Source organism: Achromobacter marplatensis (assembly GCF_049060505.1).
GTDB classification, from domain to species: domain Bacteria; phylum Pseudomonadota; class Gammaproteobacteria; order Burkholderiales; family Burkholderiaceae_B; genus Achromobacter; species Achromobacter marplatensis_A.
Window position 1 is genome coordinate 356,644 of sequence record NZ_JBMGRB010000004.1, and the last position, 16,721, is coordinate 373,364.

Annotated in this window: 12 protein-coding genes; all 12 read left to right on the forward strand. The window is 57.3% G+C overall.

What is annotated here, in order from left to right:
- Positions 1-139: 139 nt before the first annotated feature.
- The 12 genes from ACI0FO_RS12725 (at position 140) to waaC (ending at position 16,721) form a co-directional block, all read left to right on the forward strand.
- On the forward strand, positions 140-1,477 hold the full coding sequence (locus tag ACI0FO_RS12725) for a hypothetical protein (protein ID WP_416027107.1): 1,338 nt from the start codon (positions 140-142) through the stop codon (positions 1,475-1,477).
- Positions 1,477-3,594 (forward strand): glycosyltransferase family 4 protein, encoded by a 2,118-nt coding sequence (locus tag ACI0FO_RS12730; protein WP_416027109.1) that lies wholly within the window; start codon positions 1,477-1,479, stop codon positions 3,592-3,594. Before ACI0FO_RS12725 ends, ACI0FO_RS12730 begins: the two co-directional genes overlap by 1 nt.
- 28 nt (positions 3,595-3,622) lie before the next feature.
- Positions 3,623-4,447: an ABC transporter permease gene (locus ACI0FO_RS12735; protein ID WP_416027111.1), complete on the forward strand. Its 825-nt coding sequence runs from the start codon at positions 3,623-3,625 to the stop codon at positions 4,445-4,447.
- Positions 4,437-5,828 carry an ABC transporter ATP-binding protein gene (locus ACI0FO_RS12740; protein ID WP_416027113.1) on the forward strand — a complete coding sequence of 464 codons (1,392 nt, stop codon included), beginning with the start codon at positions 4,437-4,439 and terminating at the stop codon, positions 5,826-5,828. The genes ACI0FO_RS12735 and ACI0FO_RS12740 overlap by 11 nt, the downstream gene beginning before the upstream one ends.
- Before the next feature lie 15 nt (positions 5,829-5,843).
- Positions 5,844-7,001: a class I SAM-dependent methyltransferase gene (locus tag ACI0FO_RS12745; protein ID WP_416027115.1), complete on the forward strand. Its 1,158-nt coding sequence runs from the start codon at positions 5,844-5,846 to the stop codon at positions 6,999-7,001.
- 2 nt (positions 7,002-7,003) lie between these two features.
- Positions 7,004-9,037 (forward strand): glycosyltransferase, encoded by a 2,034-nt coding sequence (locus tag ACI0FO_RS12750; RefSeq protein ID WP_416027117.1) that lies wholly within the window; start codon positions 7,004-7,006, stop codon positions 9,035-9,037.
- An 81-nt stretch (positions 9,038-9,118) separates the two neighbouring features.
- Positions 9,119-11,854 carry a glycosyltransferase gene (locus tag ACI0FO_RS12755; protein ID WP_416027119.1) on the forward strand — a complete coding sequence of 912 codons (2,736 nt, stop codon included), beginning with the start codon at positions 9,119-9,121 and terminating at the stop codon, positions 11,852-11,854.
- The gene (locus tag ACI0FO_RS12760) at positions 11,851-12,753 is read left to right on the forward strand and encodes a glycosyltransferase (RefSeq protein WP_416027121.1); all 903 of its coding nucleotides are present in this window, start codon (positions 11,851-11,853) and stop codon (positions 12,751-12,753) included. Before ACI0FO_RS12755 ends, ACI0FO_RS12760 begins: the two co-directional genes overlap by 4 nt.
- Positions 12,750-13,790, forward strand: a complete 1,041-nt coding sequence (gene galE / locus ACI0FO_RS12765; protein WP_416027123.1) for a UDP-glucose 4-epimerase GalE — start codon at positions 12,750-12,752, stop codon at positions 13,788-13,790. Before ACI0FO_RS12760 ends, galE begins: the two co-directional genes overlap by 4 nt.
- A gap of 150 nt (positions 13,791-13,940) precedes the next feature.
- Positions 13,941-14,795 carry a GNAT family N-acetyltransferase gene (locus ACI0FO_RS12770; RefSeq protein ID WP_416027125.1) on the forward strand — a complete coding sequence of 285 codons (855 nt, stop codon included), beginning with the start codon at positions 13,941-13,943 and terminating at the stop codon, positions 14,793-14,795.
- Positions 14,785-15,579 carry a PIG-L deacetylase family protein gene (locus ACI0FO_RS12775; RefSeq protein ID WP_416027127.1) on the forward strand — a complete coding sequence of 265 codons (795 nt, stop codon included), beginning with the start codon at positions 14,785-14,787 and terminating at the stop codon, positions 15,577-15,579. The genes ACI0FO_RS12770 and ACI0FO_RS12775 overlap by 11 nt, the downstream gene beginning before the upstream one ends.
- A 104-nt stretch (positions 15,580-15,683) precedes the next feature.
- On the forward strand, positions 15,684-16,721 hold the full coding sequence (waaC, locus tag ACI0FO_RS12780; RefSeq protein ID WP_416027129.1) for a lipopolysaccharide heptosyltransferase I: 1,038 nt from the start codon (positions 15,684-15,686) through the stop codon (positions 16,719-16,721).

Sequence of the window (16,721 nt, forward strand, 5' to 3'; positions counted from 1 at the left end):
GTCGACACGAGGCCGTGGGTCGGGCACGCCGGGCGTCCTGGCCATATCTCTTCTTCCGCGAACTGCCGCCATCGAGCATTTCCTGGGCGGAGTTCGATCTGGGCACGATGCATACTAGCAATTCCATTACTCGACTTTCATGACAATCCATTCGACGAATTCCGGGGCGGCGCCAGAGCATCGAGATCCCATCGGGGAAACCGCACCTGCGACGGGCGTTGCGGTCGATACTGAAACGGCAAAGCTGCGGATGGAATTGGCGAGCACCGTGGCATTGCTTGCCGACACAACGGCCCGCTATCGCGAGATCGAAGGATCGGTTGCCTACCGCGTTGGACTGCGTCTGTCGAAGGGACCATTGGGTCGGGTGTACCGCGCGGTTGCGCGGCGCCAGGTGCCAAAGCCCGTATCCCGGGGGACTGAGAGGCCAGCTGGCACCAGCGGCAACTCGCCTGAGGGCGCAGCTGGCATGCCATTGCAGGCGGTACGGAGCCTCTGTCCCGATGCGGTGATACAAGCGCTGCCATTGAGCGTCCCCGTGGCTATCGCGCATCCGGATTGGTTGGGCATTCGCAGTTCAGCCGCGCAGATGTTCGATCATCTGCTTTTGCTCACAGACGAGGTGACACCGGATGACAGCGAGGGCATTGTCGAGCGCCTGCTCCAGAGGAGCCCAACCGCGGTGGTGCTGCAGGGATTTCCGTTCTCCTATCAACATCTCGTTGAGGCGCTGAATCGGCAAGCTCCGGATCTGCCCGTCCATGTCGTGTGGCATGGCACGTTCATGCAGGCGACAGAAGACTATGCCTGGCGGAGTTTTCGCCTCATGTGTGCGCTACAACGGCAAGGCAAGATCCATCGTATCGGGTTGGTGAAGAAAGGTCAGGAGCAGATCCTGCGGCGTCGTGGAATTGACGCGCATTACCTGTTGAACATGTACCGTGAGATTCCTGAAAGAGCTGCTGCCGTGCCGGTCGCGCCGATCAAGCTCGGGATCTGGAGTATTTCTGAACTGAGGCACAAGCCGCCCTACGAAATGCTGGCGGCGGCTTCCACCATTAAGGATGCACAGATTGTCGGCTCGGTCGCCTCGGAGCGTATGCTGGATTTTTGCCGGGAATTCGGTCTTGCACATAGCTTTCTGGGGGGCATGGTGCCTCAGGCCGAAATGCCCGGTCACCTTGCGACCACGCACCTGAATCTTTATGTGACGCTCAATGAATGTGCTCCAATGCTTCCGCTGGAGAGTTTTGCAGCGGGAGTGCCGTGCATCATCGGCCCCAATACTCCGTATTTCGAAAACCATCCCTATCTGCATAGCCGATTGGTGGTCGCTGTGCCCGATGACGCGTACGCAATCGCCCAAAAGATTGAGTTGGCGTTGGATGAGCGCGACCAGATCGTTTCGGCGTATCGCGAATATGCGATCGAGCACAACGCGGAATCCGTCCGGTCCTTGCAACGGTTCCTGAACTGATGCAGACCACCTGCTTCGTCAGCTATGAGTTATTCCCCGTCACCCGCGGCGGTTGTGGCGCGCTGCTTCACAACCTTGCCGTACAGTTGCTTCAGTCCGGCGGGCGTGTGGTCTTCTTGCTGGACGTTGATGCTGAGGTGTTTGCGCATTTCGACAAGGATGAAAGACTCAAGCTTCCCAATCCGCACAATTGCGTCGCCCATCGGGTCGAGGATATCTGCGGCCAAGGTCTGTTGCCGCGCGATAGTTTCGCTTCATGGTATGAGTGGCGCTCCTATGTGCTGAATGAGGCGGCCCGTAGAGTTCACGAATTGGAGCGGCCGGCGCTCATCGAGTTCTTCGATTATCACGGCGTTGCGTACTACGCACTATGCGAAAAGCTCGCATTTGGCAGCTACGAAGGCGCGCGAATTGCGGTCCGGTACCACGCCACGATCGAGGCGATGGATCGCGTAGACCTGACGAATTCCCTTCATCCCGAGCTCTATCTCCTTTACTCGCTTGAGCGCGCGGCCTTGGCATTGGCGGAAACCGTAATCGTTCCTTCAGAGTCTGTATCCAAGCGTTCGCTTGAGGACCTTTATCCGACGGTAGCCTCCCGGCAAGTGGTGGCCGTGCCGCCGCTGCAGAAGACGCTCAACAAGCGGGCCTCGGATGGTGTTGAGAATGGCATCTTGTTTTATGGAAGATTGTTTTCGATCAAGGGCGTCGACCTGCTGGTGGATGCCGCCGTTCTGTGGATGCGCCAAAGACCGGAGTTGACCCCTGATTTTTATTTTGTGGGTGGAGATTCCAAACAGCCGCCGGATGGCTGCGGGCTTTACGCGGACTACTTGCTGCGGCGCATTCCTCCAGACTTGCGCGAACGGTTCCACATCCTGGGACATCTATCGCACGAGGCAACCGAAGCGCTGCTAGAAAAGGTCCGTTTTGCTGTTTTTCCGAATCGCGCCGAATCATTTTGCTACGCTGCGCATGAACTGTACGCAGGTGGCGTCCCACTTATCGTTTCGGATATTCCTGGGTTTGACGACTTTTTTCAGCATGAACGCAACAGTTTAGTGTTCGATTGCAAATCGTCCGATGCCCTTGCGGCACAAATTGGCCGGCTTTGGGATGACGCCGGGCTGCGGGATCGATTGACATTCCCCTATCCTGTGGTGCCGGCCAGCGTTGCACCAATCTATGAGCGCGCCGAAGCGGTACCGACGGAAAAGGCCGTGCCTGTGGTTGCCCAGGGCTTCAAGCTGTCGGTGATTGTTCAGGCGGAAACGCTAGCTCAGGCGCAGCCGCTGTGCAAGCGGCTCGCGGAAGGCAACCATCGGGCCATTGTCCTGTTGCCCGCCCGGGACGCCGATTCCAGGGGCTCGGCATTCTTGTTCGGCCGGAACGTCTATAGTGTGGATTCCACCGGGGCGCCTATCGGCTTACAGGCATTGCGAACGACCGAAGCGCTTGTCATTTTGAGTGCGTGCGATGTCGTCGAACCGTCGTATCTGGATATCGCCGTACGCGTTTTGAGCGCGCGCGCCGACATTCCGTTTGTGTCGGGATGGTCGATTCGTCGTGCTAACGGAGAGCCGCGAGTTGACACGTACGCGCTGCCTTTGACTCTGGATACAGCGCCTATGAGCGGACGGAGCCCGGGAATGCGGGCGGTGTTCCGTACTCGGCCGGGTCAACTTATCCTGGATACCTTCGATACCGGCCTTGCCGAGTATGCGGAACTTAAACATCTATGGAGCCTGACGCAGGACGGCGAGATCGGCCTGTTAATTCCGCGCGCCCTGATGGAACTGCCTGCCGAGGACGCCCACTATCCGAGCGCCAAGCAGATCTCGTATCTGCTGAACGGGGACGACAGCGCGGCCCGTCGAAAACGGCTCTCCCAAAGCTCGATCGCCGTGTGGAACTCCAATGCATTTTCCAATACTCCGGCAGCCGAGAGAAAGGCGCTTCAGGACGTGACCGCCCTGCCGCCGGAGCTGTTGCGATTGCTGCTGCGTATAGGGAATCTTGTGGTGGCGCTGTACCAGCGATGCAGGCCTTTGCGCCCGGCGATTGGTTTCGCCAAACGACTGCTAGGCCGCCGCTCCGCTGATGCGCGCCGGTCATGAAACAGAACGCGAATGTGAGAGGTAATTCTTGATTTCCGAAGTGGTGAACGTAGTGCGCGGCATGGCGACCCGCCATCGCCAACTGATACTGCAAATGGTGAAACGGGAAGTCTTGGGCCGTTACAGAGGATCTGTATTTGGCTTGGCGTGGTCGTTCTTCAATCCATTGCTGCTGCTGATCGTTTACACGTTTGTGTTCTCTGTCGTCTTCAAGGCGCGGTGGGGAGGGGCAGGGGCAACAGCTCCGCACTCGCATGGGGATTTTGCGGTGATCCTGTTCGCAGGTCTCATCATGAACAATCTGTTCGTTGAATGCATCAACCGCGCGCCATCGTTGATCCTATCAAACGTTACTTATGTCAAGAAGGTGGTCTTTCCGTTGGAAACACTGGCCGTCATTGCTTTGGGATCGGCGCTGTTTCATTTGCTGGTGAGCCTGGTAGTCCTGATTGCAGCGCAGCTTATATTCATCGGAAGCGTTCCTTGGACGGTGGTGTATTTCCCGTTGATCCTGATACCTCTCATGTTCCTCTGCCTTGGACTTTCGTGGTTTCTGGCGGGCCTAGGCGTTTACATCCGGGATATGACCCAGGCCGTGTCGCTATTTACTATTGTCCTCACCTTCATTTCGCCAATCTTCTATCCGCTGTCCGCCATCCCTGAGCGGATGCAAAAGTACGTGAAATTGAATCCGATTACATTTGTCGTCGAAGAGACGCGCAATGCGGTCATCTTCGGGAAACCATTCAACTGGACTGGCTGGTGGATATATACGGTTGTTGGGCTGGCCGTGGCGGTGCTCGGGCTCATTTGGTTCCAGAAAGTACGAAAAGGGTTCGCGGATGTGCTCTGATACAGTTTCCATACACGTCGAGAACCTAGGCAAACGATACTCGATCTATTCCAAGCCGCAGGACCGGCTGAAAGAGGCATTGATCGCGCGCGGAGCGGGGTTTTTGGGACGCAGTGTAAAAAGCTACGCGCAAGAATTTTGGGCGTTGTCGGATGTGTCTTTCGATGTGAAAAAAGGCGAGACCGTCGGGATCGTGGGCCGTAACGGGTCTGGAAAGTCGACGCTGCTGCAGATGATCTGCGGCACGGTCACACCCACCACCGGTTCGGTCACGACTCATGGCCGCGTTGCGGCCCTGCTCGAGTTGGGCGCGGGATTCAATCCGGAATTCACTGGCCGCGAAAACGTCTACCTGAACGCGTCCCTGCTCGGCCTGACGCATGAGCAGATTGACCAGCGATTTGACAGTATCGCCGGATTCGCCGATATCGGGGAATTCATCGAGAGTCCGGTCAAGAAGTACTCCAGTGGCATGTTTGCGCGGCTTGCGTTTTCGGTAGCCATCCACACTGAGCCCGATATTCTCATCGTGGATGAAATCTTGGCAGTCGGCGACGCGGCCTTCCAGCGTCGATGCCTTAAGAAGTTCTACGAAATCCGCGATATGGGATGCACAATATTGTTTGTGTCCCATGACCAATATCAGGTCAAATCCATCTGCCAGCGAGCGCTTTATCTTGAGCGGGGCGTTCAAAAGGCGTTCGGGCCCGCTGGCAAGGTGATCGACCAATACACCATCGACATGCAGGCGGCATTGCGCGAGTTCGAGGCCAGGGAAGAGGCGGCAGGCAAGCATACTGTCGTGCCTGCGGAGATGGAAGAGCTGGACCACTCCAATCCGCCGAGAGCCGACGCTTCGGAGGCCGGCTTCGGGCCGCATGTCGATGTTGCTAGAGCTTCTGGAAAGGCGGGGCCGTTGTACCGCAAAGAGCCCGATAGGCTCTACGAGATAGATGAGGTCTGGCTGTCGACGCCTGTCGGCGACCGGGTGGACCGGATCAGCACCGGAGCTTCGCTGAGGCTGAATGTGCGGTTCCATGCGGTGAGTCCGATCGTTCCGGAAGATATGAGTTTTGTTTTTAATCTGTATCGTCACGACGATTTGTATATTTGTGGCACGACCACGTTGATGGATGGGTACCCAGCCCATGCGGGGGCGCCGGCGGGCCAATTCAGCATCAACTTTCCCAGTGTTCCCCTCTTGAGTGGGTCATACAAGTGGCGCGTAGCCATCAACGACGGCGGAGGGTTCGTCGTGCATGCAGAAGCCAATAATGTTTGCCCTTTTCAGATCTCAGATGACTTCGAGGCAGTTGGCGTAATGAGCTTGCCTCGCGAGTGGGAATTTGAATTCAGCAGCAACGCGACTAAACCTGACTAAAAGCACATCTACATAATGGAACGACTGAGTTTTGGACAGAGCGGCCGCTACGACGGGTTTGAGGCGGCAATTCACATCGCGCGATATTCCTTTGCCAAGGAACTATGCGCGGGAAAGCGCGTGCTGGACGCCGCGTGTGGCGAAGGTTATGGCTCGCGGCTGTTGGCGAACTGGGGTGCCAGCGAGGTTGTGGGCGTCGATATTTCGGCCGAGGCGATAGCAAGTGCGCAACAACATTTTTCCAGCCCGAACGTAAAGTTTATCCAGAACGACGCGGAGACGTTACCGCGCCATTTTGAATTAAATAGCTTTGATCTCATCGTTTCGTTTGAAACCATCGAGCACGTGCAGGACCCCGAGCTATTCCTGCGCAATATCCGCGATTTGTTGAAACCGGGGGGGGTTGTCGCAATTAGTTGTCCCAATGATTGGTGGTATTTTCCTACCGACGCCGAGCGCAATCCCTACCATCTTCGAAAATACCGCCTAGACGAATTCCGAACAATGACCGAGGGCGTCCTAGGACAGGCATCTGCATGGTTTGTCGGCGGTCCGATCACAGGATTTGCGAATCTGCAGCTCGACGAGTACTTGGCTGACGACGATCGCTCGGGACAAGTCCAGATGCTGCAGACCTCGGAGACATTGCATGCGCAATTCGTGCCTGCGGAGTTGAATGCAGGGCCCGGGGCAGAGAACGCCAGCTACTTCCTCGGCATCTGGGGCGAACCGGAATATGGATCTCGGTCCAACGCCGGTACGGCTATTCTTCCGCTCTCCATGGATTGCTTCAAGAAGGGGATCTTTCAGGGGCACCTGCCTCGCGAGGAAGCGGGGCAGCAGGCGAAGTCCCAGCCCCAGGTGTCAGCGATTGATATATTCGATGCCATTGCGTCGGGTGACGTCGACCGCATTGCCAGAGATGCGGCCCTGAGAGCCCAAGCGGCAAATACCGAACTGGCGTTAACTCAGAGCACCATCGCCGAGCGGGAAACGCAGTTGCGGGCGAAGGAACTTGAAATCGAGCAGTTGCTTGGGAAAATAGCTGCCCTTAAAGAGAAAATGGAGGAGTTGGCCTTGCCCGCTGCACGATACTTCCGCTTGCGGGACAAAGTTCCGCATTGGATCCGCGCAATAGCCGTTAAGGTCTTCAAAGGCACCGGGGACCGTTGATCGTGGGTTATAAAGCGAACCTCGCTCCTGGCGTGACAGCCTATTCATATGTTTCCGACCCGCGCCATCGCGTTCTGGCAAGCGATGCGGCCAGTATTGCTGGCCCTAATATCGGCGGGAATGGTGAGAATCTTACAATTACCTGTCTCTCGCTCAACAGAAGCGAATTGACCCTGCGTCTTATCAATTCTATCGCTGCGCAAGTACCGTACTTCGCGGGAGAAATACTGATCGTCGATAATGGGTCTACGCCGGAAGCTTTGCAAGTGTTGTACGAAGGCTGCGCGCAGTTGAAACTGAACTGGCGCGTGATGGAGCTGGGCAAGAATTACGGCGTGGCTGGTGGTAGGAATCGCGCATTTGCGCAGGCAAAGAAAGACTGGGTATTTTGCCTGGATAATGATATTTTTTTTCTGGCAAACCCGCTGCCGAAAATTCAGAATGATATAGCGGTCCTCGGGTGCCACTTCCTGAATGTTCCGCTACTAGATCCCGACCGCGAGACGATATTCTCATTCGGCGGGCATCTGCATGTGGGGATAGGGGTGGGTGCATTGCACGTAGGCGCGAGTAGTGCCTTGGCGCAGGCGCCAACCGAGGATCGCCAAGGCGATCCTTTTCTTTCGACTTTCCTGCTCGGAGGCGCGTGCGTGTGCAAGCGCTCGACGTTTGAGAAGTTGGGAGGCTACGATGACAATATGTTTATTGGCTTCGAGGATATCGACTTCTCGATCCGGCTTTTCCAAGAGGGTTACAAAGTTGGCGTCACAGGCCATGTCGTTTTGGTGCACGATCATCCCGCACCTCAAAATGAAACCGATCAAGCCTATGAGCGCCAGCGGTTTTCACGGCAGATGATTCATGATTCCGCCCGTTACATGGAGAAGAAGCACGGCTTCGATATATGGAACGACGGCTTGGAAGGATGGATTGCCCGCCGTCATGCGCAGCTGGGAATAGTTTCTGACGCTTTGCCGACGGCTGTCCGTCGCGTGCAGTCTGTCAGCAGCAAACCAAGAATCGCCTTGGTCATAGATACGGATAACTGGGCATTTGGAAACATCGCGCGCCAGCTCAAGCTTCATTTGTCCCATCGGTTTGATTTTAAAATCATTCCATCGGAAGTCCTGGAGCATGTACATCATATCTTCATGGCCGCTGAGAAGTGCGATCTAGTGCATTTCTTTTGGCGGGAGTATTTTCGGATGATCGAAAGTTCTTGGTGCATAAACCATGTCCAGCGCGCGGGTGTTCCGTTTGATGTCTTTGACAAGCGATTCGTTCGCAGCAAACCCGTAACGACAAGCGTATACGATCATTTGTTTCTCGGCCCGGAAGAAGTCCAGGAGCGTGCCGCCTTCTTCAAGGATCGTGTGGCCGCCTATACAGTGTCGTCGAAGCGGTTGGAGGGCATCTATCAAGGCCTGGAAGATTTTCCGCCACCCTCCATCGTGACACACGACGGCGTGGACCTGGAACGGTTCGGTCCCGCCAGACTGGAGAGGCTCGGCGAAGTCGGTCGACGCCCACTGGTGATCGGCTGGGCGGGAAATAGCAGGTGGGCTACGGAGCTGCAAGATGCCAAAGGTTTCAATTCGATTTTAATCCCGACTCTTGAGAAACTGAGAGCGGAAGGCCATCGTATTGACACCTGTTTCGCGGATCGGCAGATAAGATTGATTCCGCATGAAGAGATGCCTGCTTTCTATGGGTCTATAGACCTCTACGTTTGCCCGTCCTTGTTTGAGGGTACGCCGAATCCGATATTGGAGGCCATGGCCTGCGGCGTTCCTGTCGTCACTCACGACGTAGGAGTGGTCCGGGAGGCGTTCGGCCCAAGGCAGAGTGAATTTATCGTTACGGAACGCTCGGTCGAGGCCTTTGCCGAAAAAATACGCCAGCTTCTGGTACAGCCGGAGAAATTGCGCCTCCTGTCCACCGAAAACCTGGAACGGATCCAGGCCTGGAGCTGGAGCAAAACCACCAAGGCGTACGAAAAGTTCTTTGATGACGTATTGACTGCGCACTCGGCGTAGAACGCCGGACGCTCGGCCCCCATTCACAATCTCCATTAGTTAGACGGCGTAAAATGGGCCACATGTTCGGCCCGCATATATATGAGCTTAAAAAAGATCGGCGCATTCGCTAATTCTGGAATTCAAGGCGGTGGCGCGCTCGGCAGGTTGGGGCGCGACCCGTTGAGCGCTTCTGTGCCGTATTGGTCGGCGGACCTGGGCCAGTACCTGAGCGACCCTCAGGTCCAGAAGGCCGTGCTCGTAGGCGCTTTTAGCCCGATTGAGGCGTCGGTGCCGGTGATCGTTCATGATCCAAGCCGAAGCGCCGCCTTGGAGGCACCTCCCGTGGCCTGGACGCTTGATAACTGGACGGGGCAGGTGGACGCGCTTGTCCGCTCGCATTCCTCTTCAGGCACTGCGTGGATCGTGTCCGTCCGCCTGCTCGCGCAGCTAATCGACCCCAGGCCTCTGCTTGCCGCGCTCAAGCGCCTCAGCCTCGACGTTGCGAGCCCGATTCTGTTCGTGGCGGAAAAAGAGCTGTCGGACACCCTAACCTGGACTCACAAGCAATTCCTGGATTTCCTTGAGGCGAGCGGTTTTTCGTATCGCCAACGAAACTCCACGACATCTGCGGTGCTCGTCGAGGCTAGCGTGGAGCGAGAGGCGTATGGCCGATACTTGGAAGGGCTAGGGTTTTCGGCGGGGCTGCTGGACGCCGATCAGTTGCTGTTGACAACGGAGGATGCCACCGTTCGGGCCACCGGTGGAATTGGCACCTATGTGAAGAACATCAAGGCAGTGGATCCGCGTTCCTGTGCCCTGATGTGCGATGTCGACCTGAGTCCCGGCGGGTTGGACGGACGCACGTTTGTGCCACGTATGTTCTTCGACGGTATCAGCCCTGACAGCTTTTTCGACGGGCTGGGTTTGCTTGAGGCGCTGAAAGGCATCTTGTACTTGTTGCCGCGGATAACGTTGGTAGAGGCGCAGGATTACAAATCAATCGGCTTTCGCGTCGTACAAGCCAAGCAGACTGGCGTTCTGCCCCAATGGCTGCGCCTGCGCGTGTTCATGCATGGGTCTATCGACTACGTGAAATACGGGGTTCAGAATGAATCGTCCATGGACTACACGCCGCACGAGTTGGCCTGGGCGGTCCGGGACAGCTACCTGTTCAAGTATGCGGATGAGTGCTTTGCGCCCTCCCGCTACCTGGGCGAACGCCTGCTTCAGCAGGAGTTCGGTTATGAACTAAATAATCTCTCCATTAGGAAGCTGCCTTTCGACCTTGATCTGTTGCCCCCCGCACAGACCACGAGCTTTCAGAAGGTAAAGCGTATCGTCTTTATCGGAAAGTACAACCAGTTAAAAGGATGGCCGGACTTCCTGGCGGCAATGGAGTCGCTTGCCGCTGCTGATCATCTGCGCGACATTGATGAAGTCGTGTCGCTGGGGCCGTTGGGGCCGGGAAATGAAGATCGAAAGAGGCTCGCAGCCATCTGCAACTACAAAGATCTGCATCTAACACACGAGCAATTGCTGGCGTTCGTGTATGAAAGGCTGTCGGATACCTTGTTCGTTGTGCCGTCGCGGGGCGAAAACTATCCCTTTGTTGTTCTTGAGCAGTTACTGCTGGGCTCGCTGTTTGTGGCTTACAACACCGGGGGAGCGATCGAAGTCGTTGATGATCCGGAGCACGTCGAGCGTTTTTTTTCGGCTCCGGACGCCGCGTCGCTTGCGAAAAAGCTTGGGCAAGTCCTGAGTATGTCTCCCGAAGAATACGGCGACGACTTGAATGCATCCCGCGAGCAGGCAAGGGCCAGGCAAATCGCCATCAACGCAGGCTGGAGTCGCTCTGATCTGCCGTCTCGGATTCCGGATTGGCGGGCTTTCGAGGCCACCCCGGCATGTGATGTCTCCGTAGTCGTGCCGGTTTTCAACACGCCAGTGGATTACGTCGAAGAGTTACTGGTTTCGATTGCCCGATCCCGACTGAGACCAACGGAGCTTCTCGTTATCGACGATGGATCGGCTCCCGAATATCACGCCGAGTTGCGCATTCTGATCGATCGGATAATTGGCGAGAAGATTACCGTTCGTCTTCATCGCCAGGAGAATCGCGGTTTGGCGGGGGCGCGAAATACCGGACTCAAGCTGTCGCGGTCACCGTTGACATTCTTCGTCGATAGCGACGACGTTCTGTTGCCGCAGACGCTGGAAGAGGCTTGGGCTGCAATGTCGCTGGATGCGTCGCTGGTGGCCGCAACCGGCTTCGCGTTGCATTTTACGGATGTGAAGTCGCTGCCGAAGACCACTGAACCGCTGCGGGATGGATGGTTCTGGAAGCCGCTAGGTGTGCCTGAAGCCAAGGCGCTCGCGATACTGGAGAACCAGTACATTACCGCAAATGTCATGGTGCGCACGGCGCATTTGCTTGAGCTTGGGGGTTGGGACGATTCGGACAGGTCTGTTTGGGAAGACTGGGCATTTTTTGCCCGTCTGGCGTGGTCCGGTCAGCGTTTCTCCCTGATCCCGACGCTGGGGTATTTGTATCGAAACACCCCTGGCAGCATGTCCAAAACATATAACAAGTACTTTGGCCGTCGCCGGCTTGTGCGGAATCTTGCAGGCTTCAGCCGCCTTGATGCCAATATCCTGTTCAGTTTGGCGAACACGGATGGTGGTAAAGGAAGCGCCCGGCTGGCCGGGGCCAGTCTGTCGGAGAAAGAAATCGAGTTGGTCAATTTGATTCGTTCGATGATGCAGAAGCCAAGGCTGCGCAAGGTTGTAGTGGCGGTATACCGTGGATACTCGAGGCTCCGGAGACTGGTCCGGTGAACCATCTCGAAGCGCATACTGCTGACAACGGTCGTTCAGGTCAGGAGCAGTCAGCGCCGGGTCTGATGTTTTCGGTACTCATGTCGGTCTATCGAGGGGAAAATCCCGCGTTTCTTGACGCCGCGTTGTGGAGCCTTCGGGCCTCTACCGTCGAGCTTCCCGAAGTTGTCCTGGTGGAGGACGGGCCGCTGCCGGACACGCTTCACGACGTCATTCGGCATCACGAAGCCGCGTTGAAGTTCCGGCGGGTCCCTCTGGCGCAGAACGTGGGGCTGGGACTGGCGCTCACGGAAGGGTTGAAGCAATGCCGCTATGGATGGATTGCCCGGTTTGATACCGATGACCTGATCGTTGCCGACAGATTTGCGCGGCAATTGGAATTGATTATGTCTGCCCCTGAGATTGATCTTACAGGAGGGTGGATATGGGAGTTCGAGACGGATCCCGGTTCGGACGAGGGACGTCTGCGCCGAGTACCTGAAAGCCATGCGGCCATCCTGGCCTACGCCAAGCGGCGTAACCCATTCAATCATATGACGGTCATGTTCAGGCGAGACTTGGCGTTGTCGCTGGGCGGTTATCGCAATGAGCATTTGTATGAGGACTATGCGCTATGGGTCCGGATGATTCAAGCGGGCGCGCGTACGGCGAATCTGCCTGTGGTCTTAGTCAACGCCAGGGCGGGCGCTGGAATGTATGCGCGCCGGGGTGGCTTTGCCTACGTGGCGGGAGAGTGCCGCGCCCAATGGGCGTTTTACCGATCGGGGTTCATCGGCCTGTTTCGCCTCGCGTTGAATCTGGCGTCCCGGTTGCCCGTTAGAATTTTGCCCGATCGGTCCCGGCAATTTCTGTACGAGCGCATATTGCGCGTCGGAAAAGGACATTCACATTCAAAATGACAAATAGAACATTATTGGTGACCGGCGGAGCCGGTTATATCGGCTCGCACACCCTGCTTGCATTGATCATGGCTGGCTACCGTCCGGTCGTGCTGGACAATTACTCCAACAGCGTGCCGGAAGTGCTTCGGCGGGTGGAGCAGTTGAGCGGAACGTCGATTGAATTCGTGCAAGGCGATGTTCGGGACGCAAAAATACTGGACGAGCTGCTCCAGCGGAAGATGGAGGAGGGGAATCACGTCCAGTGCGTGGTGCATTTTGCTGCCTTGAAGGCGGTTGGCGAGTCTGTCGCGAACCCGCTCGCCTACTACGACAACAATGTGGGCGGAACCACGGCCTTGTTGTCGGCGATGGACCGCGCGCAGGTGCGTCATCTCGTATTCAGCTCGTCCGCCACCGTTTATGGCGAGCCTACCGAATTGCCCTATTCCGAGCACCACAGAATCGCACCGACCAACCCCTATGGATGGACGAAAGCGATGGTGGAGCAAATGCTGAAGGACTGGGCGGCGACCGGCGAAGACCGTAGAGCGGTGGCGCTGCGCTATTTCAACCCCATTGGTTCGCACGCCAGCGGCATCCTGGGTGAGGCGCCGCAAGGCACGCCAAATAACCTGTTCCCCTTCATTACGCAGGTTGCTGTGGGCAAGCGGGAAAAATTGATGGTGTTCGGTGATGACTACGACACCGTCGATGGCACTGGTGTACGAGATTATCTCCATGTCGAGGATCTGGCCGACGGCCACGTGCGGGCTGTGCAGTACGCATGTCGGGCGACGGACCCATTTTCTGCGATAAACCTTGGAACCGGCAAAGGGACAAGCGTCTTTCAGCTGGTGCGGGCGTTCGAGCAGGCCAGTGGCAAGAAGATCGCCTGTGAGATCCAGCCGCGCCGGCCTGGCGATATCGCTGCAGCATGGGCGGACGCGGCGTTGGCTTACCGATTGCTCGGTTGGAAGGCGGAACGAGATATTGAAAAAATGTGCGCGGACGGTTGGCGCTGGCAATCAGGGAATCCTGACGGCTACGGCAGCTAGGGCGGCTTCTTCGGGCCATTGCCAAGGCCGATTCAAGGTCTGCCCGGTCAATCTCTTTAGTGCTAAGCTGACGAGCCTGTACACACCCCCCATCAGGACCGGCGAAAACGCGAGCTTGCGAGCAGCTTGTCGGACTACTCGTTCAAATATATGAATATCAAGCCGATCCAGTTCAACGAAAACTCGTTGAAGAGCTATTCCGGGCTTTTTGCACGTTGTTTTCCCCCTTCCGCCAAGTTCGGCATGGAAGGCCTGAATTGGCTTTATACGAAAAATCCCGCAGGCAACGCCGTGGGATTTGATGCATGGGAAGGCGATGAACTTGCGGCGCACTACGTCTGCATTCCCACCATCGTTTCGTTCGCGGGTACACATAGCAAGATGCTGCTTTCGCTGAATACGGCGACACACCCGTCATTTCAGGGGCGCGGGCTGTTCACGAAGCTGGCGCAGGCGACCTACGATGCTGCTGCGGCTCTGGGATTCGATGCCGTCCACGGCGTCGCCAATGCGAACAGCACCCCTGGATTTATCCGCAAGCTGGGGTTCAAGCTCGTGCAGCCCCTGGAGGCTCGTGTTGGTGTTGGAAGCCTGGACGTTGACGTACAGCGCCTGAAACAGGAGGCACAGTTTCAGCGGGTTTGGACGAGCGAGCATTTGAACTGGCGTTGTGCCAATCCGGTCAACAGGATTTCGCCTCGCTCGGGCAGAGATTTCAGCCAGTTCTTCGCCGAGGCCAAGGGTCGCGTGCTTTCGGCTTACGCCCAACTGGAGAGTGCTGAGCTCGGGAAAGCGTACTCAGGCCCCGGAGTGCCAGCATCACCGCTGCGTCTGTTCCTCGGTTTGTATCCGGCCGGAGCGTGCAACTATGCGCGTTATATCAGCATTCCGCAGCGGTTCCGTCCGTCTCCTTTGAATTTTATTTTCCGTCCACTGAAGGCCAATCTGTCTATGTTGGAGTCGGGGGCAGTGGCATTTTCGTTCCTGGACTTCGATGCATACTGAAGCCGTCGAATCCGAGCCGATTGCTCTTTTCTTCTTTGCGCATCAAGACGATGAGTTTGGCGTTTTCCACGCGATTACTGAGGAAAGGCGTAAGGGGCGCAGAGTGGTGTGCTGCTATTTGACCGATGGGGGTTTTGGCGGCGTTTCTGTTCAACGCCGGAACGACGAGTCTCTGACGGTGTTGAGCAAGCTGGGCGTGGCGGGGTCCGACGTCGTGTTTGCCGGAGAAATGCTGTCTATTTCGGATGGCCGCCTAGTCGATAACCTGGATGCGGCAGGCGCTTGGATCGAGAATTGGGTGGCGGGATTCAAGGCTGTGCAGGCAATCTATGTCACCGCATGGGAAGGCGGACACCATGACCACGATGCTTTGCATGCGCTGGTGGCAATAGTCAGCCATCGGCTGGGGTGTCTTCTGTTGTGCCGCCAGTTTTCACTATATAACGCCTACCGCTGCAAGGGGCCGCTATTCCGGGTGCAGCTTCCGCTGGTAGGCAACGGCCCCGTCACCTACACGCCTATCCCTTGGCATTTCCGGATGCGGTTCATCGGATACTGTCTTGGATATCCATCGCAGACCAAGACGTGGCTGGGTCTGTTGCCCTTTGTTGTTGCCCATTACGTCCTGGACGGGCGCCAGGCGACCCAACCGCTTGACCTGACGCGCCTGCTGCAACGTCCGCACGATGGCGCGCTTTACTACGAGAAGCGGGAGTTTTGTCAGTGGGAAAAGTTGCTAGACGCCCTGCAGGTTTGGCGCCGCCAGTTTGAGCGGCCGAGCTAGTTTCGCGGTATTCGCCGGCGGGAGCGCCAGTTTTCCCTGCGCCCTTCGTGGCAAGCGATGTTTGTTGTACATTCGCTCCTTCAATTGCACGATCGTCAGTTTTGATGCCCACCCGCATTCTCATCGTCCGCACGTCTTCCCTAGGCGACCTCGTCCACATGCTGCCGGCTATCACCGACATAGCCCGGCATGTGCCTGACGCACAGATCGACTGGGTCGTCGAAGAGGCATTCGGTGAGATTCCGTCCTGGCACCCAGCAGTCAACGAAATCATCAAAGTCGCGCATCGCCGGTGGCGAAAATCGTGGTGGTCCTCGCAGGTGCGAGCCGAGCGCAAGGCATTGAAAGAACGCCTGCGATCCACCCAATACGACATTGTCCTGGACATGCAGGCGCTGCTGAAGTCCGCGTGGCTGGTGCGCCAGGCGCGCGGCGTGCGCCACGGGCTGGACTGGCGTTCCGCGCGCGAACCGCTGGCCTCGCTTTTCTACAACGTTCGCCATCGTGTGGAATTCTGGCAGCCCGCCGTGATCCGCCAGCGCAAGCTGGCTGGCTTGACGTTCGGCTATCAGCATACCGGCTTGCCGGACTTCGGCTTGCAGTCCTTTGTGCGCCAAGCGGGCCAAGCGGCTGCTCCCACGCATGAAGTGAGCAGCGACGGGCTGAATGCCGCCGAGTTGCCGCGGCTGCATCACCTGGATACCGATCGCGGCTACGCGGTGATCATGCCGTCGGCCAGCCGCGACGATAAATTGTGGCCCGAAGAAGACTGGCGCGCGGTTTTCCGCCGCTTGCGCGAGGCAGGCTGCACGCTGAAACTGCTGGCGGGCAATGACTCCGAAGCCCAGCGCGCCGGTCTGCTGGTGGCGGGCATGGACGGGGCCGAAGTGATGCCCCGGATGGACCTGACTTCCGTGGCGCGCCTGCTGGCCGGCTCCCGATTGATGGTGGGCCTGGACAGCGGGTTGACCCATTTGTCCGCCGCGTTGGGGCGCCCCACGATCGGCATCTACCGCGCTTCCACGCCGGTGCGCACGCCGCTGGTGGGTTCGAACTACACCGCCAGCCTGGGCGACCGCGGCGCTTCGCCGTCGCGCGAGGCCGTGATGGCGGCGGTGGAGCAGGCATTGGCCGCCCAGTGA